Origin of the sequence: Bacteroides sp. L008 (genome assembly GCF_040812255.1) — a bacterium.
Lineage (GTDB): Bacteria > Bacteroidota > Bacteroidia > Bacteroidales > Bacteroidaceae > Bacteroides > Bacteroides vicugnae.
In genome coordinates this window covers 4,551,002-4,575,899 of record NZ_JBFNXO010000001.1, presented here as the reverse complement: position 1 = coordinate 4,575,899, position 24,898 = coordinate 4,551,002, and the positions used below count along the sequence as shown (strand labels likewise).

Sequence of the window (24,898 nt, the reverse complement as noted above, 5' to 3'; positions counted from 1 at the left end):
GAAAAATATCGCATAGGGAAGTTATTTTGCTGCAATACTCTTACTTTATCAGTTTATAGGAAATGAATCGGAACGGTACACTTACCTCAAAAAAAGCTATATCTTTGCGACCCGAAATATACTTGACTATGAATAAAGTGAATGGTTTGCTATATGGGCTGCTTTCATCGGCCTCTTTTGGACTTATCCCTCTATTTACCATTCCTGCCATGCAAGCGGGAATGCAATTTGAATCGATACTTTTCTATCGGTTCCTGTTTGCCTGTCTGGCAATGGGAGGGATTTTATTGATGAACGGACAGTCATTTCGTATCAAACGACAGGACATTCCTTCGCTGTTTTTTCTTTCACTTCTTTATTTAATGTCCGCAGTATTCTTATTTTGGGGATATAAATTTATGGCCAGCGGAGTTGCCACCACTATTCATTTCATGTATCCGGTGCTTACCACGCTAATCATGATGCTCTTTTTTAAAGAAAAGAAGTCCGGCTGGCGGATCGCTGCCATTGCGTCCGCAATAGCAGGAGTCTATTTCTTATCCGGCGGAAACACAGAAACGGGGGGCTTTTCTTTCATGGGTCTTTTCATTGTCCTTCTGTCGGCACTCGGATATGCGCTTTATCTCGTTACAATGAGCCAACTAAAGATCGGACAGATGAAAGGCTTACTGCTTACTTTCTACGTATTCCTTTTCGGGAGTATTCTTCTTTTTATCGGAACGGAATCTATCAGCCAACTTCAACCTATCAGCGAATGGCATACTGCCGGCAACTTGATCCTACTGGCCTTAATCCCCACCGTAGTTTCTAACCTCGCTTTAGTAAGAGCCGTAAAAAGCATCGGCTCCACACTCACTTCCGTATTGGGAGCCATGGAGCCGGTAACTGCTGTATGCGTTGGAATCTTTCTTTTCGGAGAAGCCTTCACCACAAGCATCGGTGTAGGCATTGCACTGATTATTGCCGCCGTGATCGTTATTATATTAAAACGATAAAAGAGAGGGGGAAAAATGCACTGCCCCCATTACTTGATTTACCGGGCAATGTTCAACTCCTGAACAAGATTCCCCGCCTTACCGTATTTCTCCATAATAAAAAGCATATACCGCACGTCCACTCCGATACACCGCTGCAAATCAGGCTCGAATACGATATCGCTACTCATTGCTTCCCAGTTGCCATCGAAAGCCAACCCCAGCAATTCTCCTTTAGCATTGAACATGGCACTGCCGGAATTACCTCCTGTTATATCATTGTTGGAGATAAAGCAAACATTCATATCCCCCTGTTCATTGGCATATCTTCCGAAATCACCGGAGGAAAGCAGATTTAACAACTCCGGCTGGACAGCAAAGTCAATATCACCGGCATGTTCCTTCACTTTCTCAAAGATGCCTTTCACGGTTGTATAATAATCATAAGTAGCTCCATCAAAGGGAGTATATCCTCCAACCGTTCCGAAACTAAGTCGCATGGTGGAATTGGCATCCGGATAGAAATTACGTTCGGCATACATACGGCGCATGGCAGCATTGAATAAACGCTCCCCCTGCTCTATCTGCTCGGAAGCCTCGGAAATGCTCTGATTCATCTCATAATACTTCACGATCAGATCCAGACTCAAGGAAACAGCAGGATCCTCTATGAGATTGTACGTAGTATCTCGCTCCAGAAAGCGTTTCAAGCCCTTAGGAGACGTTATATTGGAAGTCGCATACAAAGAATCTACATAGGTCTGAATATTCCCGTTGTAGAACGTATCTATCTTCTCATACATAGCAGGCAGAAACTTTTTATCCACTTTCGACTGATACTCTTTAAGCATGGCAGCAAAAACCTCCTTATCAATGGAAAGATCGAGATTATCATATTTCTCCAGTAACTTTTTCATGCGAGTTATCACTAGCTTCTCTTCCGCCTCAAAGTCGAAATTGAGAATTTCAAGAGCAAGCTGCACCAACTCGGGACCATTGATAAACGATTCACCGAAATAAGCTAACGCACGATTGGTTTCCCGACGATTGCTATAACTCAATTCTAAAGAGGAGAATAAACGAATCAGTTTCTCTCTCTCTTCCGGACGAGACTGAATCCAGTCACGAAGCGCTGCTTCCGCCGCCCGTTTCTTTTCCAGCACTTTCAGATGCCTAATGGCTTTGTTCGTTCCGATGCTATTTTTCCAATAATTGGAGCTTTCATCGTATTTTGAAGCATACTTAATGCGGATATCCGGACGACGATCCATCTCCCGTTTCCAGATGGTTTGTTTCGCTCCCCGTACATCAATCATTGCCTGATTGATTCCATTCATCATCTCTTCGATACCATACGAGGAAAGGTAACGTTCCGTACTGCCCGGATAGCCAAGCGTCATGCAGAAAGAACCTTCTTTGTATCCATCCAAAGAAATAGGTGCTACATATTCGGGATGATAGGGGACGTTTTCAGGAGAATAATCCGCCGGACCATTCTTGGCATTAGCATAGATACGAAATACGCTGAAATCGCCCGTGTGCCGAGGCCACATCCAATTATCCGTATCCCATCCGAACTTCCCGACAGAAGAAGGAGGGGCAAAAACCAGACGGACATCGTTATAATCACGATAAACAGAAAGCCAGAATTCATTCCCTGCATAATAAGCATCTACAATACCAGTCAATGTAGAATCCTTTTCGGAGACTTCCATACTGATTACATTCATAATCGAATCAACAGCCACACGGCGCTCTGTTTCCGTTTTAGCATGCCGGGCGGCAGACAATACCCGTTTGGTAACGTCTTCCGTACGAAGCAGGAAACGAACATACAATTCCGGATTCGGCAATTCTTCCTCAAGACTACGTGCAAAGAATCCATCTTTCAGATAATCATGTTCCACTGAAGAATGTTGCTGAATACTGCTGAAACCACAATGATGATTGGTAAACACCAGACCGTCTTCGGAAACTACCACTCCCGAACAGAAACCTCCGAAGCTGACAACAGCATCTGCCAGACATGGCTTCTTCGGATTATATATTTTATTTACAGGCATCTGCAAACCAAGTTCTTTCATTACCCGGTCAGTCTGTTTATTCTTTCGGAGATTTCCCAACAGCCACATTCCCTCATCGGCAAACACATTCGACAGACAGAGAGAAAAGACTATCAAGACGGTTAGTCTGAACTTCATATTATTATTTTTAGATTCATTATTCTGTAATCAGCCTCAACTTCTTCGTTCCTACGCGGGCTTTCAGCCATTCGCTGATTTTCTCTTTTTCGGCAACAGACGGATGTCTGGCGAATTTAAGGACAGCCAATGTTACCGTATCCGTCTTCATCGAATCGACCCGTACTTCGAGCGAGTGAGCGATGGAGAGTGTAGTGATGGAAGGATAAAGCACCTTCAGTTCGGGCACTAATGTACGACTCATAGCATCGTACGTTCTGTATTGCTCCAGCGTTGTCTCCAGTTGGGAAATTTTCACCGCCTGTTGTTGAAGCCGTTGCTCACTGTTTTTATAGAAGTCTTCCATGACCATGGCACGGATAGAAGATACATCTACCGCCTCATTGTTCATTCCCTGTAATACAATCAGTTTCGTATCTTCCAGCTTATACTCTTTCAACTTGCTACGGGCAATAGATATCGAAGCGTCAGGCACTTCAGGACCAATCAAAACAACCCGTACTTCTTTATGTTCATAGCTGATTTTCTTATCAAGTACCTGCGTATTCTCAAAGCTCAACTGATCGTTTATAAAACGATTGGCTGCTGCTTCATAGAAAGTGCTCTTTATAATTCCAAATGTCAGATAAACTGCAGGGCACATGGTAAGCACCACAATCAGAACGATGTATTTACGTACGGTCTTCTCACGGGTTTTATCCACAAATTCCTTTCGTTGGAAATGCATCACACGAACCCCGAGGAAAGTAGCCAGACTGATAAAAACAGAGTTGATGAAATAAAGATAAAAAGCTCCCAGGAAATAAATAAGATTGCCGGAAGCCAGTCCGTAACCTGCCGTACAAAGTGGTGGCATCAATGCGGTAGCAATGGCAACGCCCGGAATCACATTTCCTTTTTCCTTGGTAGAGAGAGCTACGACACCTGCCAATCCACCAAAAAGTGCGATGAATACATCATAAATAGTGGGCGATGTGCGTGCCAGCAACTCTGACTGTGAACCGGCAATAGGAGCAAGAAGGAAAAAGATGGTTGCCGTAGTCACACTGAAAGCGGTCGTTATGAGAAAGCTCTTCAAAGAGCGTTTCATTAATTCAAAATCATTTAGTCCGACAGACAATCCTACTCCCATAATAGGTCCCATCAATGGAGAAATCAACATGGCACCGATAATAACGGCAGTGGAGTTCACATTCAATCCGAGTGATGCCATGAATATGGCAAAGATCAGAATCCATAAATTGGCACCTTTGAACTCTACCCCCTTACGGATAGAATCCACTGTAGCCAGTTCGTTATCCTTATCTTTCCTCAAGTCCAGATATTCTCCCAGAAAGGACTTGATAGCAAACTTATTACGTTCATCTGTCTTCATAGTTATTTCTTCTTTATAAATCGATTAATAACAGGAATCTGACTCAATGGTAAATCCTTTTTAATAATATAGGCTATAAATAGCAATAAGAGTACGGTACGGAAAGCGAGACGGAGCACTATATTAGGGATAGGAACCTGCTCTCCAATAACGTAAAGTACCGCTGCCAGCAGAACATAAAGTCCGAGGCTCTTCAAATCATAATGAATCGGGTATTCTTTCTGTCCTATCCAATAGGATAGCAACAAGATGACTGCATAGCCTGCAACAGAAGCCCATGCCGAAGCAAGATAACCGTAAACCGGCACAAACAGAATGTTCAATACGACAATAATAACACAACCGATCACCGAGAAGTAGGCTCCCCAATAGGTCTTATCCGTCAGTTTATACCAAAAGGAAAGGTTGAAATAGATCCCTTTACAGATCTCTGCAAGCATTACAATGGCTACTACCCCCAGGCCTTCCCAGTAACCTCTTGCCACCAGATAACGCAATAAGTCGAGATAAAACATGACAGCAAGGAAAGCCAGCAAGGAAAATATAAGAAAATACTTCATCGCAGCGGCATACATCTTCCGGTTGTCTCCTTCGCGGTCTTTGCCAAAGACAAACGGTTCGTAAGCATAACGGAAAGCTTGCGTAAACATTGCCATTACCATCGCAATCTTACTGGTTGCCGCATAGATACCCAATTGTACCAACCCCTCCTGCCGGTCTTCAAAAAGAAACGGATATATCATCTTATCCACAGTCTGGTTTAGAATACCTACCAAGCCTAAGATTAATACCGGGAAAGAATATACGACCATTCGTTTCAACAATACCCGGTCTAATTTATAAGCAAAACCTGTCAGTTCCGGGATGAAGAAGAACATCTGAACAACTGAGATAATCAGGTTGCTAATAAAGATATATCCCACTAAATAATCCGGATCATAAAACCAGGAGATAGTTGACGGACAATGTACATTCAGCCACGGGCACACCAGTAGGAAAAATAAATTCAAACCGATGCCACCAACGATAGAGAGCAGTTTGATAGCAGCAAACTTGATGGGCCGTTTTTTATACCTTAAATAAGCAAAAGGGATGCATTGGAAAGAGTCTAAAGCTACCACAACAGCCATCATCGCTATGAACTCCGGATGATCGCCATAATCCAGTAAATTGGAAATAGGTTGCAGGAATAACAGGCAAAGGAAAACAAAAATCAAAGATACCCCTCCTACCGATAACAAGGAGTTGGCATATACTTTCATCGGGTCTTCTCCCGATTTATTGGCAAAACGGAAGAATCCCGTTTCCATACCAAACGTAAGCAATACAAGCATCAGGGCTGTAAACGCATATACGTTTGATACCACTCCATAACCTCCGGTGGAAGCCGGCAATACCGCTGTGTACAAAGGCACCAGCATGTAGTTAAGGAACCGTCCGACAATACTACTCAACCCATAAATTGCAGTATCTTTAGCTAATGATTTTAGTCCAGCCATGTTTTATTAGTGATTATCATTCAGATTGGCTTAACGTTGCCTCTTTTGTTTGAACAACCAATCCATAAATCCGGGATAATTGAAAGCCGGATTCCAGCTTCCATGATTACAACCGGGAAATTCAATATATTCCACATCTGCACCGGCAGCTTTCAGTGCTTTATACGCTTCACGAGAACCTTTCACCGGAACTACATCATCCGCATCTCCATGGAAGATACGAAACTTCACATCCTTGGCAACTGACAGCCGGCTCGGATTGACTGTACCGCAAATAGGAACTGCAGCTGCAAAAATCTCCGGATAACGCACTACTAAATCATACGTTCCCATCGCTCCCATTGAAAGACCGATAATATAAACCCGCTGTGTATCCACTTCGGGCATTACCAGATAAGAATCGAGCAACTGTTTAAGCGTTTGCAATATAGGACTGATCTCCTGTCCCACTGGCATTTCTGTAGGGATAAGCGACTTCGGACGTCCTGTATAAGCCCAGTAACCGTCTGTCGGACACTGTGGAATTAGAACGAAAGCGGGATACTTCTCTTGATTGACCGGATTAAGAAACATCTGTCCACCATGAGTCAACTGTTTCTCATTATCATTTCCCCGTTCGCCGGCTCCATGCAGAAACAGTACGAGCGGATACTTTTCACCGGGCTTCACCGATTCGGGATGAATCATCCGATAAGGTAAAGAGTCTCCTTCAGAAGAGACAAAAATATCCCTCCCATATTCCTGTTGAGCCGATAAAGAGAGGCTCAAAAAGAGAAAAACAAGTAAAGTAGTCCATTGCTTCATCATCCAACTACGCTTTATAAAGTTCTTTTATTCCGTTTTTATCAGTCATTAAACAGCGTTTTCTGGCTGTTATAAAGACTCCTTCCCAAATGTTTATAGGCAAGTTCAGTCACTTCACGTCCACGGGGAGTACGCTTCATGAATCCTTCTTTTATCAGGAAAGGTTCGTAAACTTCCTCAATGGTTCCCGCATCTTCTCCCAAAGCCGTAGCAATGGTAGTGATACCTACCGGGCCACCTTTAAACTTGTCTATAATAGTGCAAAGTATCTTGTTGTCTATCTCATCCAGACCGTATTTATCGATATTCAGTGCTTCCAATGCAAACTGGGCAATCTCCGTATCGATAGAGCCGGAGCCTTTCACCTGCGCAAAGTCACGTACCCGACGGAGCAAGGCATTGGCAATACGAGGCGTTCCGCGGCTACGGGAAGCAATCTCCGATGCCGCGCGTACCGAACAAGGCACATCCAGTATGGATGCAGAACGACGGATGATATTGCTCAAAACGTCGTCATCATAGTACTCCAAATGAAGATTAATGCCAAAACGTGCACGAAGCGGAGCTGTCAGCAAACCGCTACGGGTAGTTGCGCCAACCAGCGTGAAAGGATTTAAATCTATCTGGATACTGCGGGCCGAAGGTCCCTTATCAATCATAATATCGATGCGGTAATCTTCCATGGCCGAATAAAGATATTCCTCCACTACAGGCGACAACCGATGAATTTCATCGATAAAAAGTACATCATTCGGTTCGAGACTGGTTAACACTCCTGCCAGATCACCCGGTTTATCGAGTACCGGACCGGAAGTCACTTTAAAGCCAACTCCCAATTCGTTGGCGATAATATTCGAAAGAGTTGTTTTTCCTAATCCGGGAGGGCCGTGCAACAGCACATGGTCGAGTGCTTCGCCACGCAGACGTGCCGCCTTCACAAAAATGCGAAGGTTTTCCACCACCTTGTCCTGCCCGCTAAAGTCTTCAAAGCTTAACGGACGGAGTGCATTCTCGAAATCCCGTTCTTTTGAAGTAAGCTGATGTTCGCGTATGTTAAAATCTTCCTGTTCCATTTATTTCTTGAAAGTAGGAGACAAAGATAGAGATTTACATTCATTTTCAGTATAAGAAAGACGAAGATTTAGTTTATTTGAAACGTAATAACTACTTTTGCACTATCTATATACACGTTATCAACTATGGTTCTAAATTACATTTGGATAGGATTCTTCGTCATTGCCTTTATCATCGCTCTTATAAAAGTGATTTTTCTGGGAGATACGGAGATATTTACGGCTATCATGAACTCTACATTCGACTCCTCCAAAACGGCATTCGAGATATCACTGGGACTTACGGGTGTACTGGCTCTTTGGTTGGGTATCATGAAGATCGGAGAGAACAGTGGATTGATTAATACACTGGCACGCTTTCTAAGTCCGGTGCTATGCCGTTTGTTTCCGGACATTCCTAAAGGACATCCGGTGTTGGGTTCCATCTTTATGAATATGTCCGCCAATATGCTCGGTTTGGACAATGCCGCCACTCCGCTGGGACTGAAAGCAATGAAAGAGCTGCAGGAACTAAATCCGAAAAAAGACACGGCTTCCAACCCGATGATTATGTTTTTGGTGATTAATACCTCCGGCCTCATCATTATTCCGATAAGTATCATGGTGTATCGTGCGCAAATGGGGGCTGCACAGCCTACGGATGTATTCATTCCTATTCTGATAAGTACTTTCATTTCAACTTTAGTCGGAGTTATAGCAGTCAGCATCACTCAAAAGATAAACTTAATCAATAAGCCTATTCTCATTTTAATGGGCATTATCTGTCTTTTCTTTTCGGGATTGATTTATCTGTTTCTAAGTGTATCGCGGGAGGATATGGGTACTTATTCTACACTGATAGCGAATATTCTGCTGTTCAGTGTCATCATCCTGTTTATTTTAACGGGAGTCAGAAAGAAAATCAATGTATACGATTCTTTTGTGGAAGGAGCCAAAGAAGGATTTACGACGGCTGTACGCATCATTCCTTATCTGGTTGCTTTCTTGGTAGGAATTGCAGTGTTCCGCACTTCGGGAGCAATGGATTTTCTGGTGGGAGGTATCGGCTATATAGTAGGCCTATGTGGGGTTGACACGAGCTTTGTCGGGGCTTTACCTACTGCACTGATGAAATCACTTAGTGGCAGCGGCGCAAACGGCCTGATGATCGATACGATGAAAGAATTAGGACCGGATTCTTTTGTTGGGCGTATGAGCTGTGTTGTACGCGGAGCTTCAGATACTACATTCTACATTCTGGCCGTTTATTTCGGCAGTGTGGGAATCACCAAAACTCGTAATGCGGTAACCTGCGGCCTGATTGCAGACTTTTCGGGTATCATAGCCGCTATCTTAATCAGTTATTTATTTTTCTTTTAAATCATAACATTCAATTATGGCTGTAACTTATCAAACAGAAGGCGTAAAAATGCCTGATATCAAGAAACGTGAGACTACGGAATGGATAAAAGCCGTAGCAGCTTCTTACGGAAAAAGACTCGGTGAAATCGCTTATATCTTCTGCTCGGACGAAAAGATTCTGGAGGTAAACCGTCAATATCTGCAACATGACTACTACACGGATATCATTACTTTCGATTATTGTGAAGGCGATCGTTTATCAGGAGACTTATTCATTAGCCTGGACACAATACGCACTAATGCGGAGCAATTTGGCGCTTCTTATGACGACGAACTGCACCGTGTCATTATCCACGGGATTCTTCATCTCTGCGGTATTAACGATAAAGGACCCGGAGAACGGGAAATTATGGAAGCTGCGGAAAACAAAGCATTAGCTATGCGACAAGTGTAAGCAAGCCTCGATAGCAAACGATTTCAAAAAGTTTTCGATTTATTAAAACATACACTGTAACGTACACTATAACAAAGACGCCCCATCGTAATCACTACGGTGGGGCGCTTCATTAGCAATACGATGCTAACATTAAATTATTTAAGAGAGAGAAATTTATTATTTTATCTCTACCGCTTTGTTTATGCGATAGATTAAAAGATCATAATGTGAACGATCAGCCTCAGGCATAGTCGAAATACTCTTTTCCAACATCTCTTTCGTACGCATCAACAGATCAAAATAATATGCAGCAACTTTCGTCTGATTCGTATAAATAGGCGGAACAGATGAAAAACCACTTATTTCTTCAGGAGCCTGCAAAGAGCACAAATGATGCTCTACATTCTCTCCTTCACGTAAAGCCGTCAGATTAATTTCCGATTTCCGTGTATCTGCAAATGACGCCTTTGAAGCCTTAAAGCTACCAATAGGTGCAGTTACCGTAGAGGTGGCAATAATACTTTCCAGAAAAGCTGTCTGCAAAGCTTTCTCAACATTCTCCAACGGACGGCGTTTCAGAGTTCCTTCCCATACTACATTATAAATGTCATCCAAATATTCGGAAGCCGTATAAGCTGTTTCCGGGAAACGTTCCGTACACACTTCGATATAAGGCAAACGATTAAAGATATTCTTGAAAATATTCAAACGCATCATATCGGCCTTTTTATCAGCAATTGTAAAATCTGTAGCACGAGCCGTACTCTCTATCCAGTCCAGTTCTTTTGCCAGGCGCAGAACCCTATTCAATGCTGCCTTTTGCTTCTCGCGGTCTACCATCGAGTAACTCGGAATCACATCTTTTTCACGAATATCGTTAAGATAAATACCACCGACATACGAAAGAACCGCATATACACGACTGTTCAATCGATCACAAAGTGCTGAATATACCCGCTTCCGCATTGTCATATCCCTGTCTCCTTCTGAGAACCAAGTATAATAATTCTCACAACCGGTACGGATATTGGAAAGCATATAATCAAATGACTTCAAATGATCGTCTCCCAAACCGCCACGACTATTACGCGGATCCGAATCGAAACGGGGCTGACTACGTATATAAGCATAATGAGGATCTCCTGTGCGTTGACGAATCCAGCTATCCAACGTCACTTTCTCTTCTTGTAATGAAGAAGCATAAATAGGTTGGTACAGATATTTAATAACCAACTCATCATACGGTCCAGGGTTCGTATTAACTAAGCGTACTCCCTTCCGGACATCATCTGCCGTAGCTACATCATTAATCACTACCCCACCCATAACAGAAGAAGCCAAACCATACTTTTGTGTAAAGCTAGCAGAACGCAAAGAGTCTACCGGATAAGCAACAGAAGCTCCCCAGTTCGCAGAAAGTCCCAGCCCTGTTCCTACCGCCTGGGCAATAGCAGCCTGAATCAGCTCACCTTGTACCTCTTGTGGGAAAATGACAGTACGGACACGAGGATCGGTTGCTACAGTTGCCGCAATACGGTCTATATACTGTACACTGATCAGGTTTGCATTAATCAAAATAGAAGCATTCAAGATCTCACCGGTACGAGCATCAGAGTGAAGAGTTGTTTGTGCAGTATTCATCCATGAAGCAGAATAACGGATGGTCATGCAGTCCAAACTGTGTGCATTAAACAAAGTGTCATTTTCAGGAAACTCCTTCACACAAATCACATTCTTAAAACCAATCTTTTCAAAAGCTTTATTCCAAGATTCCGCTCCAGCTTTAACATAAGGATGCCATTTGACGGGTAGTAAGCTATCAATATAGAATACTAATTGTTTCTTCGGTTCCACCAGTTCACCCCGACGATAAGCAGCAGAATCCGAAGGCTCAATCCGCCAACGTTTTGCATAGCGTATATTCTTCACCTCTTGTCCAGCTCCGACAAAATCACTTTTCAACTGTGTGGTCAATCCAAGACGTGAATCAGCCAGGCGAGGAGTCATCGGCTCTTCCGGCAAAACGCATAACATTTTATTTACTACAGCCGTCAACGGAACATTCTCATACATGCTATAAGCTCCCATCAAGGTATGATTCACCTTATATGCCAATTCCTCACGAACGGTAATATTATCTCCGGAAGCAGAAACGCCTAAAATAGACGATTTATCAGATTCTAATGAGTGGTCGCGAGACACAAAACCATAATAGCCGTTAGCAGAAGTCGACGGAAAAGGTTTGGTAAAAGCCGAACCTTCCAAGAATAAGCTTTTCATATTCACCACAAGAGCCGAACTATCCGGCGTACACGCCAACACTTTAAAGCTCTTGAAGATGCCCGGATTATGTGAATTATTCAGCGCACGGGCGATATCAGAATCACCACTCGTATTGACAGGTTTGCTCAACAAAGGCATACGTGCCACGACTGTAGAATCGATCATCTCAAAACGCAGACGTACATCTGTTCCTCCCAACTGTCCCGGTGCACCTTCTCCCCCATCACTTGTATTCTCAATGGAAGATGTGAACAACAGCTCACGACCCAACATCGCAACCGGAAACTCCACATATATCTTGTCTTCCACCTTATGAATAGTCATCAACCCATGAGCTGTCTGTACTTTCTTATTCTTAAAAAGCTTCTGATAAGGTGTCAGTACTTCTTTCTTTTCCTCTTTTTTCTTCTTTTTAAAAGGCCATATCGCATTTCCGTCTTGTGGCAGGCAACACATAAAAAGAAGCAATAAACAAAGTATCTTACTATATCTATTTCTCATACTTCCTATCATTTTAATGCCTGGTCAATTTTGTACAACAATAAGCGATAATGGCGTTGCGTATCAGCAGAGCCGGTAGAAGCACTTGCCGCAAGCAAACTACGGATTTTCTTCAGTTCACCGAAATAAACATGTTCCATCGGCTCCAACGGAGCCTTTAAATCAACATCATCCTCAAAACCGCTAATTTCTTCCAGACGAGCTGCCTGCATCTCAGCATGCTTATTATTAAAACATCCCATAAACTCTTCCGAGATAATGCCGAAACGCTCACGCGAAGCAGCCTTCAACCATTCAGGAATTTCAATAATACCATACATATCTGTAATGCCTTTACGAGTCGCATTTTTAGCAACTCCAGTTACAGATCCTTCTATCAATTTTGTCAAATAATTCATCTGCAAACGCATCTCCGTATCTGTCAAAGTTTTACCAGCACGTGTTGGTGCCCATACAAAACGTTCGATATCTGCCAGATATTCTTTTTGAGTATAAGGAGCGGATGTTGCCTTGTTCGAGCAGATAGAAACAGCACCACAACGGGATAAAATACCATCAATAATCGCATTCTCCATTTGCATAGCTACAGAAGTACGAATAGGGAACTCTTTCAAGGTCTCATCCGCCTCCAACCAAGAAAGATCCTTCAACTCATTCAGCAAAAAATTCAATGCTTTTCTCTGTTGTTCTTTCGACACAGTCTGATAACTCGGACGTTGATCGCCATCATAACGCTCATTCAGGTAAATACCTCCGATATCTGCTAACACGAAGCTTAAATAGCGTACATATCCGTAGACAATCTCATCATATAAAGCAGTACGGAACTCAAAATCCTTATCTTTGTCTGCTACCCATTCATTAATATGTTTCAGGATATATTGCAGATTACGACGTCCATACTCTGAAGCTTTCACAGGATCATCCCCTAAATCTTCTTCTACGGAACTCGGGTCAAAGCGACGTTTAAACTGCTGCTTACCATAACGATACTTAGGATCACCCGATTTCTCACTGATCCATTTGTCCAGTATAGGAATTTCTTCTTCAGATGTTTTCGCTTCAAATATCGGTTTATACAACCAAGAGATCGCATAATAATCATAAGCACCAAGTTCAGGAGGTGTCATACGTACTCCTTTCTCCTTATCACCCGGCTGTGCTATATAGTTGTTACGTGCATAATCCATGATAGAATAGGTTGTTCCATATTCCTGAGTAAACTTCGGATCACGCAACGACTCTACAGGAATGGAAGAAGAACCCGCCATATTGTGCATCAGGGACAAAGTATGCCCTACTTCATGAGAAAGTACGTAAGCGATACAGTCTCCCAATAAATCTTCACGCAACACTACATCACGAACATCCTTATCTGCCGGTGCAGTTTGCAAGAAACGCCAGTATTGAACCAACTGCACAATATTATGATATACCGTTACTGATGCGTTTATAATCTCTCCCGAGCGAGGGTCAATCCAAGAAGGTCCCATTGCGTTAGCTACTGTAGAAGGGGCATAACGGATACAAGAATATTTGATGTTTTCCGGATCAAAGTTAGGATCGTCTTTAGGAAAATCCTTTGCTATAATCGCATTCTTAAAGCCAATCTTCTCAAATGCTTTCTGCCATACCTCAACTCCTTTATGAATGTATTTATTCCAACTCAACGGAAATGCATCATCAATATAGAAAATAATAGGTTTTTTAGGCTCTACCAACTCTCCACGCAGATATGCGGCAGAATCCGATGGTTCCAGATTCCAACGATGAGCAATATGGCGAGTACGCAATCCGCGTCCTTCGGAAGCAAACTCAACAATAGAGTGTTCGAAAATACCAATACGCGGATCGGCATAACGATGACGCATCGGCTTTTCCGGCAACAAGATAAAGCTACGGTTCATCACAGCCGAGAAAGGCATGTTTTTTACTGCATAACTTCCTTTAGCTCCTACACTTACTTTATAAGTCAGCAAGGAACGAACACTGATATTGTCTTCGAAGCCTTTGATGCCTTGTATAAAAGAACTTTCCTTTTCAAAATTCTTATCAACGCTCCCTCCCATCATTTCTATCAATGAATAAGGAGAGAAAGGAGAAAGCATTTTCTTATCACTCAACAGATAGCTGGTCATATCAAATACAACCGCGGTACTGTCATTATTGTAAGCCTTTATCTCAAAAGTTTCGGCGATAGCCGGCATTGTACTACTCTGCAAACGTTTTTTAATCTCACGATCGTCCGAGCATTGTCCTGCCTGCACACGACGCAATGTAATCGTTGAATCACGCTGCACGAAACGAATCAAGAAAGGATCACCAGACTTCTCTCCTACACATCCAAACTGATTGTCCGTTGTTTCTGCAATTGTAGATCCCAACAGAATATCACGATTGAGCACTTTGAGCGGCAACTCAAAATAAACTTTGTTATCAAACTGATGAAGAGTGATGAAACCTTTTGCCGTCGTGACTTTCTTACCCTTAAACAGCTTATCATACTTGGTTTCTTTTTTCTCTTTCTTTTTTGTCATAGCTTCTGTTGAAGCTTTTTTCTTGCTTTTCTTCTTGGCCACAGCGGGAGTAATCATAGCCCCGCATAATGCAACCAAAAGAAGTAAATAGATTTTTTTGTACATTACTATATATTTCCTTTAAGTGTTTTCCTTTTTCATATTTGACAATTTTACCAGGAATCACGAGTTGCCTTCCGTTTGAAAAGCACTTGCACAATTTTGCCTAAACTTTCTTGTTTAAACAACACTTTTTTATCACTATCCCCATTTTTAATCACCTCTTCTAATACCGACTTACTTAAATCCAGCACATAAAAGTCTCCATTTTCCAATCCTACTCCAGCGTGTCCTTCGTATGCACCACCTCCGGTGTCAATTCCTGTTATCGGTGCGTTAAATGTAGCAAACTTTACCAATTTTTTACCTGCATCGCCTTCAAAATAGTATAAATAAAGGATATTATCGCTACTAAATAACAAGTATGGACGATCTGTTTGTTGATAATAGCAAAGTGAATACACGTTTTTCTTACCTGCACCTATCAATCCGTCAAAAGGGACTTCATCTTGACTATTAAAATAAGCACCTGGAGGATAAGAACCACCTGTATAATCATCCACCTCAAAATCTTGAATATAGTATTTTCCTCCTTTCTCTATAACAGATTTATAACTTAAAGAACCACCCCAATCATAAGGAGATTCTGCAACGCCAATATAATGTACTACACACCCCTCCATATTGTCAAAACGTTCATCCCAAGCTTCTAAAGCAAGTACATTACCTGAATAATTCTTTTCTGTCATGCCACCTCCAATTACAAAAACTTCAGTTTTCAGGTCAGCTATATGTAAATAACGATTAGAATTCTTATCAAATAACAAAGTTCCTCCATGCGTATAAAACTCAGGCGTCTTGGCTATCATAGTTCCATCTACAGGATTGCCTTCATAAAGTAAAGGTCTGTCATCCAAAAAATAATTAGTATTAAATAACTCGTACACATCCTTTACGCGAGTATAAATTTTACCATCCTTCCCTATAGCCATTGAAAGATAGATCATATCATATACACTTTGCGGTTCAAATCCTTGCGGATAACTGGCATTAATGAACATGGCCGGCAATGTTCCTTCTATTTGGTATGAGCTACCGGATACATCCACACAGCCTTGACCTCCTTGTTGAGTAATCCACAACCAGCTTGTATTATCTTCCCCTTCCCATTGAGTAACAAAATGTTGCTCCATAGATAGCGGTTTTCCACCCAACGATGCCCCTTCATTAGAAAGACCAAATACATCTTTAGTAACATCCAATGTGTATTTCCGATCTTCCTCATTTTCTGCTTCCGTACGAGTGGGACGCATATAAGTCAACATCGTTGTCCCATCTTCTTTGGCCGACAAAACCACCCAAGCACTCGAAGCATATGGAGAAATAACCGATATCAATGCTGTACCGAAATAAGTCACACCAGTAATTTCATCCTTTACAGCCAAACGCAAATCCTTATATTGTCCCGGATCGTCCACAATCCAATTCAAATTTCGTTCTGTAGATATCTCCTTCCCACCGAAAGTCCACGAGTAGGTTAATTCATTCGATTCCTTTCCAACTGCGAACTCCAAGTTGGGAGTTATTTCCAATTTATCTCCCATCACGTATTCATTGTTTTCCAATGGGATGTGTATCGTGATATCATTCATCTGCCGATAATCATAGTTTCCCTTATCCTCATAACAAGCCGAGAATAGGCAACATGATAAAATCACCGCTACAAACATTAATTTTATCTTAATCATTTTCGTCTTCATTCTATAAAATTAGTAAATAGGTACGGTCATAGCCTTTCCATCGTCCTCTTTTAAACCATATAGTGCAATGGCATCCTTCAAGCGTAAGGCACATTGGCGTTTTTGCGAAGCATTCATACTACCAAAATCAGCAGCTCCTTCACCACCATATTGTACCAAAGCTCTGTACTTGGCACGTGAATAAGTGCCCAAATAAACGTTCTTCACATCCTTATCCCACCATAATGGCTGACTTTCCACAGCATTGAACACCACTCGAATAGTATCAAAGTTCTGAACACTCCCCGCGAAATAATCGTTTGCCTCAATCTTCAATAGAAGCGAAACATCTTCAGTCAAGTTTTCTGTCTTAATAAGTTTCAACTCCAAATTATCCGTAGCAGAATTTGCTTTAAACACAGGATTCTGAGGGATACTATAATTTTCAGGCAAAGCTGTGGTTTTTTCTTTCACAACACCTATCTTGTAAGGAGCATCCTTCGTAAACGGATCACCTACTAATCCCAAACTAATTTTTACAGTCAATTCATTATCTAACGGATAGTTATTGAAAGAAACCCGAATTGCATTTTCATCTTCTTCAGCATCTTTCAATTGACTAAAATATAAGTATTGCCCACCATAATATGATTCTATCTCATCTTCCGAACAGGAAAACAAACAGCAAGCAAAAAGTAACAACAATATATATGGTTTCATAAATATGTACATAATCATTTTATTCATTAAATATCTTCATTCTCTGGAAGGTCGAATACAAATTTCACATTATCGGACAATGATTTATCATTGAAACGCTTGTATTGAAAATAAAGCTGTCCCTCACCCACAAATTCTTTACGCATCTCTTTCAGTAATTTTCTCCTAAAGTCCTCCATTGAAGAGAAATTAGAAGAACTAGAAATCAGTCCTCTTGCCGAACGAACCTTGTCAACCATCTTCCCCGCCTCTGTGAAATTCCCATTTTGGGCATAATACTCTGCCATAATGTAGTACATTTCACTCAAACGAAGTACCGGAATAACATCATATCCCGTTTCTGATTCCTCTAATAAGTATTTCTTAGAATATTGTAAGCTTCCCAAATTGCTGACCCATACCTTTCCCCGCTGATCCTCACTTGAACCTTCATAAATATCTTCTACATTGAACAAGAATAAGTTATCATTACCACTTGTTACAAAAGGCTTGTAATCATCAAGCAACGTTTCACTATTCACAGAAAAAATCAAATTCGTACAATCCTTCATATCACCACTCAACGTTTCTGTAAATCCAAATAACGTTTTTTTGTTATTAGAAGCTTTTGTTACCTCATCTGCACAATCAAACGCTTTCTTATATTCCTTTTCCCACATATATACTCTTGCCAATAAAGCAGTAACAGCATAATAATTCATACGGAATCCACGAAAAGCAAAGAAAACCTCTTCAGGAAGCTCACCAGCAAGTCCCTTTCCAAACATACGGTATTCTGTCTCCATCCACACCGGATGTTTCTCCACATCACACTTTGCTACCAACTTCTGTGCTTTCAACAAGTCAGCTTCTATTTTTTTCAAAATATCAGCATTAGAATAATATGCAGTACTTATCACCGGATAAGAATCTACGTAAGGAATATAGCTTTTCCCATCATTTACCTCCATAGAAGGAGCAAACATACGAAGAATATCGAAATGAAACAATGCCCGTAGTGCCAACGCTTCTCCCCAAACCAAGTCCCTTTCCATCTCATTCTCAACAAAAAGAGCAGGATCAGCTTCACTCACCATACTAATAAGTTTATTACATCCGGCGATGGCATTATAGCTTTCGGTCCATAATCCTGAAATGATCGACTTTACATCGGTATCATCATATTTATATGAAGCTGCTTTAGCATAAACCTCCGTAGCTTTCATCTTCTCTGTCAGATACTGCTGTCCTAATACTTCTATAAAGCCCCAACTCATATTTTTGCCGTAAAGAGTACTTCCCGACAATTGCAAATAAAGCCCATTCAATGCATTGCGGTAACCATCTCCATTGCTATACATATCGTCAGCGTTCACCTCGTTGCTCGGTGATACTTCCAACCAATTACAGCTACTCATCAAAAGCAGAGTAAGCAACGAACATAATATGTTTTTTTTCTTATTTATCATTATTCTAACTTTAACAGTTTCAAATTATAAACTCATTTTAAGTGATATAGCAAAAGAACGAGAATACGGATAATCCAATCCACGTTCAGCACGTACTGTAGACACATGGAAAAGATCGTTACCAGAAAGTTCTAATCGCAACATGCCTAAATGATACTTCTTCAACCAAGAAGAATCAAAATCGTAACCCAATGTAAGTGAATTAAACGTCAGCATATTATAATCCTGTATAAAACGACTAGTAGGACGAGTGGTAGCAACCAATTGAGTCTGCAATGCAGCATACGGTGTACGATCCCCTACATTTTGCCAACGTCCAGTCAGGACCCGACGGTCTACGTTCTGTGATGAAATACGGGCATTCTCAACCTTATCTATCAAAGTACGATTGTAACGCTGTCCACCAAATTCATACAAGAAAGAAGAAAATAAAGTAAAATTCTTCCAACGCAAATTCAACCCAAAAGAACCTTGGGCCTTCGGCTCTTCATTACCTACCACCACTTGATCGGCAGCATGCCAATCGTAAGTGATAGTTCCATCACGTTTCACAAATATCTCCTTGCCATCAGACGGATTAATCCCCAATGAACGTACAGCAAAGATAGAGGTCAGTGAACCACCTTCCACATATTGCAGATGAGTATCCGCATACTCTTGTTTGGTGCGTTCATATGCTTTGTCATAATCTTCGTATTTAGCCAAAACCTTGTTATTGTAATCTTTCAGACTATCTGAGATTTTTAAAATTTCATTTTTATTGTGTCCTAAGTTAGCATACAAAGCCACCATCCAGTCCTTGGTATTAAGTAACGTACTTCTAATTTGAACCTCTATCCCCTTATTCATCACCTCTCCGATATTATCCTTATAAGAAGTAAATCCTGTAGAACTAGGTAGTGTAATATTAGTCACCAAGTCTTTTGTCTTTTTACGGTAATAAGAGAAATCCATTTGAAACAGTCCATCAAACATATTCAAATCAACACCAAAGTCCCAGTTTCCTGTCTTTTCCCAACCTAGATTAGAATTCCCCAAAGCAATAAGCGAAGCTCCAAGCCCGGTTTTATACCATCTATCTGTAGTAATACGATACATAGTTTGTGCATCGTAGGGAGAAAAGTTTACCTTACCTGTCACGCCGTAAGTTGTACGAATTTTCAAGCGATCAAGCCATTCCCAATCTTTCAACCTTTTATAGTTATGAATATTCAACCCTACCCCTCCTGAGAAGAAAGGAGCAAAACGATTATCAGATCCAAACTCTGAGTTTCCATCAAAACGGGTAGACACATCAGCAAGATAAATATTATCATACGAATAGTTGAAGGTAGCCAAAGCACCCAACAAGCGGCTCTTCATATCAGACGCAGAGGGATTACCATAAATAGAGTGCGCATATCCCGGCGCAGAGAGTGTTCCTGAAGGGAATCCCCGATAGGATATAGCCAATCCATTACCTGCGCTGGACCTAGCATTCACACCTGCCAGAAAATTAAGATTATTCTTCTTTATACTATGATTATAAGAAATAGTCAAATTTGCATCCCAGCTCAAGCTATTACTAGTTACTACGTCCAATTGTCCGGAAACAACATTGTTAAATGCAAGTTTTTCTTCATTTTTTTGCGAACGGGGATCTAAAAAATCATTTGCTTCCGAATTTGACTTCGTAATACTAAACTGCCCCTTCAATAACCAGTGGGGAGTGATATTCCAAAGTAACTCGATATTGTCAATTAACTCCCATGATTTATCATGACTATAACTACCCAAAGTAGCTTCATATAAAGGATTTTCACTCCCGTTTGTGGCATTCCACCCATAAGTCGTTTTCAAATAATTCCCATATTCATCCAAATACTCATCATACGGCAACTTAGAAGTATAATCAGAGAAACTTCCATAAGGAGAGTCTGACGATTTAGTATATGTATAAGATAGATAATTACGCAATTGGAATGCCCCCAATCTATAAGACAACGAAAGCCCGGCTGACATACGATCACGAAAAGATTCCTTCATCACACCTGCATCTTTGTGATAAGAGAGATCAACTCCCCAACGCAGGTCTTCCGTACCACCATCTAAATAGAGACTATGTTTATGATTAAAAACAGTACGTAATGGTTTTGATAACCAATATGTATTCACTCCACGAACTACATTATTCAACTTTTTATTATAAATCTCATCCAATTTATTTTGTTCAGTAATATAATTCTCACTTTTCGGATCAGCCTTAAATAGCTTTGCAGCTACTTCTGTTTCCAACTTTTCGCGTGCATCCATAAGGTTATAATCCGTCAAATCCGGATATTCCAATGTTCCTGTAAAATTATAGTTCACATTAATCTTACCCGGTTTAGGAGTTACAGTGGTAATAATAACCACACCATTCGCAGCACGTGAACCATACATTGCCGTAGCAGCAGCATCTTTCAAGATAGTAATACTCTCAATACGACTCGGATCCATATCGTACAACTTTTGCACAGAGATCTCAAATCCATCCATAATGAAGGTAGGAAGATTCGGATTATTTTCCAAAGATGACTTAGAAAGACTTTCCGCATCCAGCTCGGTTGTTCCAATACCGGAACGGCCACGAATATACAATTCTGGCACTTTATTCGGATCTGAACCGGCCAGATTATTTTCTGCAATACGAAAAGAAGGATCAAATACCTGCAGAGCCCCCAATACATTGGTTTTTGACACTGACATTAATTGATCTGCAGAAACAGTCACCGAAGTTCCTGTAAAACTATTCTTACTAATTTTCACATAACCGGTCACCACGACTTCATCCAGCTGCTTTTCGTCCGGCTTCATCACTATTCGCAAAGGTTTATCATTGACAACTTTTATTTCCTGTGCACTCATACCTAAATAAGAGATTGACAATACAGGATTGTACTGATTCGATAAATTAATAGAAAATTTGCCCTGACTGTCTGTTACCGCTGAAGTATTTGTTTTTAGTAACTTGATATGAGCTCCCGGCAAGGGTCCTCCTTCTTCATCTACTACAACTCCGGTTACAGTTTTTTTCTTTTCTTTTGGCTGTTGATATACAATAGTCACAATATTGCCTTCAATCTCGTAAGTATAGCCTGTATTAGCCAATACTTTATCCAAAACTTCAGTAATAGGTTGCCCCTTACTTTGGATCGTGATACGAGACATACTCTTTACTTGCTCAGTGTTATAAATAAAATTTAAACCAGTCTGAGCCTTCACTGCATCAAAAAACTCTTTAACTGATGCAGACTTTAAATTAAGGGATACTTTCATTGAATTAGACTGCGCTGTTGCCGATATCGGTGCGAACAACAGAAAAATAATACAGAGAGACATCACAATACGCTCTCTGGCCCTTTTTATTTGCATGGACTCCTCCTTTTTTAGTAAATGTGGTTAATAATTGTTTTTATTCTCTTCTAATAATAATAGCTTCGCCTTCAACATCCATTTTCAGATGAGTAACTCTTTGAATTGCTTTTAATATAGGAATTATGGAACCGTAACGATCAAGGTCGCCGGTAAAACGTATCGTCTTTATATCTTCATCTTCAAACATTATTTCCTTATCATACCAACGGGATATCACCTCCATAAGAGTTTCCAAAGAACAATTGTCAAATACAAAACGCCCACTATTCCAAGCTATATAAGGTGATATGTCTACCTTGCTGATTTGAACATCTTGTGTTGCTCCATTTAGTACAGCCAGTTCTCCAGGATGTATCTTATGCTCATCTCCCTGATTAGGAAGGACACTGATAGCCCCTTCCACCAGTACCACTTTCGTGACTCCGGCTACATATGTATTAACATTAAAAGAGGTACCATATTGCTTGACAATCCCATTTGCTGTTATAACCCGAAACGGTCGTTTGTCATCCTTAGCTATTTGAAAATAAGCCTCTCCATCCAAATAAACAGTACGGCTAACAGTGCTAAAATGCGACGGATACTTTAAAGTTGTGTTATAATTCAAATGAACTTTTGTTCCATCCTCAAAGGTGAGCCAAAATTCACTATCATCATAAGTGACTAATTTATTATTGTCAGTAGCAGCAACTTCTTCATTTTCTGTTTGTGTTTCTTTCACAACCTTGGGGGATAACACCGGCAAGATAGTCGAATCCTGCAATGATTGATTAGTAACCGATTTCAATTCAATTTCTTGCCCACCGGCCAATACAAGGATAGCTTTCTGCTTTCCCATCTTTTCCGACCGTAACATTGCTAATTGATCGTCCTGTACTCTTACAGGTCCGGTATCGGCATTTCGCCACATTCCAACCCAAATGGCTGCACCAATAATCACGGGTATCATAAGGATAGCAGCATATTTCCAAAGCATTCTGCGATGGATTCCACGAACTTGAAAATGTTTTTTCTGAAATTTTTTCCATGCCTGTTCTTCGTCTACCGTTGCAGACAGACGATATCTTTCAGCCAAATCAGTACCATGCATTAAACATTCATAGTTCTTTTTATTTTCCAAAGAACTTTCAATCCAAACCTGCAATCGCTTCCTTTCTTCTTCTGAAAGCCGTCCTAGTAACTGATCATGAATTACAGAATTTATGTTTCTTTTACGTTCCATTATATGTTTTTGCATCATTTATATAAAAGACGACTAAACAGATAAAATGAGGGACAAGTTAAAGCAACTTTTTTTTAAGAAACATCTTTTCTATGGAAGAATAGACAAGAGCAACGCAAAATGATGTGGACCTAATTTTTTCCTAAGAAAAGACATTGCCCGTTTCTTTTGTGTCTTAACGGTCTCAAGAGAAACACAAAGCACGGCTGCTATTTCCTCGTTTTTCTTACCTTCCATATACAACAAAAAAACTTGTCTGCAACGTTCTGGCAAAGAGTCAATAGTCATAAACAGTTGGCGAAAAATCTCCTCAGTGAAGAAACCATCCTCCTCCTCATCTCCTATACTGTATGCCTGATGTGATTCTATTATCTTTTGCAAATAATCAAATTCAACATCCTTATGCTTGAGATAATCAATTGAAGCATTCCGAACGGAATTATATAAATAAGCCTTAAATGACACCAATGACTTAAATGACATTTGCTTTTCCCAAATGGTAGAGAACAGCTCCTGTACAATATCTTCTGCAGCTCCAGATTCCCCTGTTATCTGTATTGCATAGCAAACCAATGCCTTATAATAAGTTTTATAAAGCATACGAAAAGCTGTAGCATCCAGTTTATTTATCTGCTCTATGGAAATCTCTTTGCTATCCATTTTGGGTATTTTGTGCCAAAAATACAATTAAATAGCGATATTCCATACTAAATATAATATTAAATTACTCAGAGCATACCTCATGAAATTAATATTTTTTTACACAGAAAGATACAATTCAGATACTAAAATAACAAAAAACGCCCCATCATAATCACTACGACAGGGCGTTTTCATTAGCAACACGATGCTAATATTAACACTAAATTATTAAGAGAGAGATTTATTACTTCTTGTCAGGAGCTACTTCAGGAGTAACCAATTTCTTGATTGATTTCATATTCAGATATAGAAAAGCCAATCGCGGAGGTCCATCCTGAGCTACCAATTCCAAAGAATCAGTTGTCAACTTTCCAATGCGTTCACGTGTTTTATACACTTCTACCTTTCCATCGTCTTCCTTGCTGAAACCTTCGATAATCAAATAACCGTCCTTATCAATCTTCCAAGTCTTTAAATCCAAAGAAGGAATATTAACAGCAGAACATTTCCCGCCTTTTTTAAACTCAAATCCTTTGAGTTCACCAGTAGATTCATAGGTATAAGGATTACACCATTTACCAATAATTTGTTTTTCCACCTTGTCTTGTCCGTAGCTGCTGAATGCAAAGCAAGACAGAGCTATTACTGTAATTAATAGTTTCTTCATT

17 protein-coding genes are annotated in these 24,898 nt (G+C 40.6%); 3 read left to right on the top strand and 14 right to left on the bottom strand.

Annotation, left to right across the window (positions count from 1 at the left end):
• The first annotated feature begins 128 nt into the window (after positions 1-128).
• Positions 129-995, top strand: a complete 867-nt coding sequence (locus AB3G73_RS17870) for a DMT family transporter (RefSeq protein ID WP_367745292.1) — start codon at positions 129-131, stop codon at positions 993-995.
• Between the two features lie 38 nt (positions 996-1,033).
• Here AB3G73_RS17870 and AB3G73_RS17865 read toward each other — a convergent pair whose 3' ends face one another.
• Genes AB3G73_RS17865 through ruvB form a run of 5 tightly spaced genes read right to left on the bottom strand, consistent with a single transcriptional unit; the run spans position 1,034 to position 7,926 of the window.
• Positions 1,034-3,175, bottom strand: coding sequence for a S46 family peptidase (locus AB3G73_RS17865; RefSeq protein ID WP_367745291.1), 2,142 nt, complete (start codon positions 3,173-3,175; stop codon positions 1,034-1,036).
• A gap of 19 nt (positions 3,176-3,194) precedes the next feature.
• Positions 3,195-4,550: a TIGR00341 family protein gene (locus tag AB3G73_RS17860; protein WP_234131731.1), complete on the bottom strand. Its 1,356-nt coding sequence runs from the start codon at positions 4,548-4,550 to the stop codon at positions 3,195-3,197.
• A gap of 2 nt (positions 4,551-4,552) precedes the next feature.
• Positions 4,553-6,049 (bottom strand): oligosaccharide flippase family protein, encoded by a 1,497-nt coding sequence (locus AB3G73_RS17855; protein WP_004298043.1) that lies wholly within the window; start codon positions 6,047-6,049, stop codon positions 4,553-4,555.
• Positions 6,050-6,079: 30 nt separating this feature from the next.
• Entirely contained in the window at positions 6,080-6,856 is a 777-nt protein-coding gene (locus AB3G73_RS17850; RefSeq protein WP_195649677.1) for a dienelactone hydrolase family protein, read from the bottom strand.
• Between the two features lie 38 nt (positions 6,857-6,894).
• The gene (gene ruvB / locus AB3G73_RS17845; protein WP_148367853.1) at positions 6,895-7,926 is read right to left on the bottom strand and encodes a Holliday junction branch migration DNA helicase RuvB; all 1,032 of its coding nucleotides are present in this window, start codon (positions 7,924-7,926) and stop codon (positions 6,895-6,897) included.
• A 126-nt stretch (positions 7,927-8,052) separates the two neighbouring features.
• Between ruvB and AB3G73_RS17840 the strand changes: the two genes are divergently transcribed.
• Both AB3G73_RS17840 and ybeY read left to right on the top strand, forming a co-directional pair.
• Positions 8,053-9,285, top strand: a complete 1,233-nt coding sequence (locus AB3G73_RS17840; protein ID WP_217721762.1) for a nucleoside recognition domain-containing protein — start codon at positions 8,053-8,055, stop codon at positions 9,283-9,285.
• A gap of 16 nt (positions 9,286-9,301) precedes the next feature.
• Entirely contained in the window at positions 9,302-9,721 is a 420-nt protein-coding gene (gene ybeY, locus AB3G73_RS17835) for an rRNA maturation RNase YbeY (protein WP_007762844.1), read from the top strand.
• Positions 9,722-9,880: 159 nt separating this feature from the next.
• Here ybeY and AB3G73_RS17830 read toward each other — a convergent pair whose 3' ends face one another.
• From AB3G73_RS17830 to AB3G73_RS17790, 9 genes are all read right to left on the bottom strand, one after another.
• The gene (locus tag AB3G73_RS17830) at positions 9,881-12,487 is read right to left on the bottom strand and encodes a zinc-dependent metalloprotease (RefSeq protein WP_367745290.1); all 2,607 of its coding nucleotides are present in this window, start codon (positions 12,485-12,487) and stop codon (positions 9,881-9,883) included.
• 8 nt (positions 12,488-12,495) lie between these two features.
• Complete coding sequence (locus tag AB3G73_RS17825) at positions 12,496-15,081, bottom strand: zinc-dependent metalloprotease (RefSeq protein ID WP_367745441.1); 2,586 nt, start codon at positions 15,079-15,081, stop codon at positions 12,496-12,498.
• A 95-nt stretch (positions 15,082-15,176) separates the two neighbouring features.
• Positions 15,177-16,811, bottom strand: a complete 1,635-nt coding sequence (locus AB3G73_RS17820) for a PKD-like family lipoprotein (RefSeq protein WP_234131734.1) — start codon at positions 16,809-16,811, stop codon at positions 15,177-15,179.
• 21 nt (positions 16,812-16,832) lie between these two features.
• Positions 16,833-17,522: a DUF4843 domain-containing protein gene (locus AB3G73_RS17815; protein ID WP_195649674.1), complete on the bottom strand. Its 690-nt coding sequence runs from the start codon at positions 17,520-17,522 to the stop codon at positions 16,833-16,835.
• Between the two features lie 26 nt (positions 17,523-17,548).
• Positions 17,549-18,970: a RagB/SusD family nutrient uptake outer membrane protein gene (locus AB3G73_RS17810; RefSeq protein WP_195649673.1), complete on the bottom strand. Its 1,422-nt coding sequence runs from the start codon at positions 18,968-18,970 to the stop codon at positions 17,549-17,551.
• Between the two features lie 24 nt (positions 18,971-18,994).
• Complete coding sequence (locus tag AB3G73_RS17805; protein ID WP_195649672.1) at positions 18,995-22,363, bottom strand: SusC/RagA family TonB-linked outer membrane protein; 3,369 nt, start codon at positions 22,361-22,363, stop codon at positions 18,995-18,997.
• A gap of 40 nt (positions 22,364-22,403) precedes the next feature.
• Entirely contained in the window at positions 22,404-23,588 is a 1,185-nt protein-coding gene (locus AB3G73_RS17800) for a FecR family protein (RefSeq protein WP_229128633.1), read from the bottom strand.
• A gap of 90 nt (positions 23,589-23,678) precedes the next feature.
• Positions 23,679-24,248 (bottom strand): RNA polymerase sigma-70 factor, encoded by a 570-nt coding sequence (locus AB3G73_RS17795; RefSeq protein WP_234131736.1) that lies wholly within the window; start codon positions 24,246-24,248, stop codon positions 23,679-23,681.
• A gap of 226 nt (positions 24,249-24,474) precedes the next feature.
• Positions 24,475-24,897 (bottom strand): lipocalin family protein, encoded by a 423-nt coding sequence (locus AB3G73_RS17790; RefSeq protein ID WP_148367845.1) that lies wholly within the window; start codon positions 24,895-24,897, stop codon positions 24,475-24,477.
• Position 24,898: the final 1 nt, after the last annotated feature.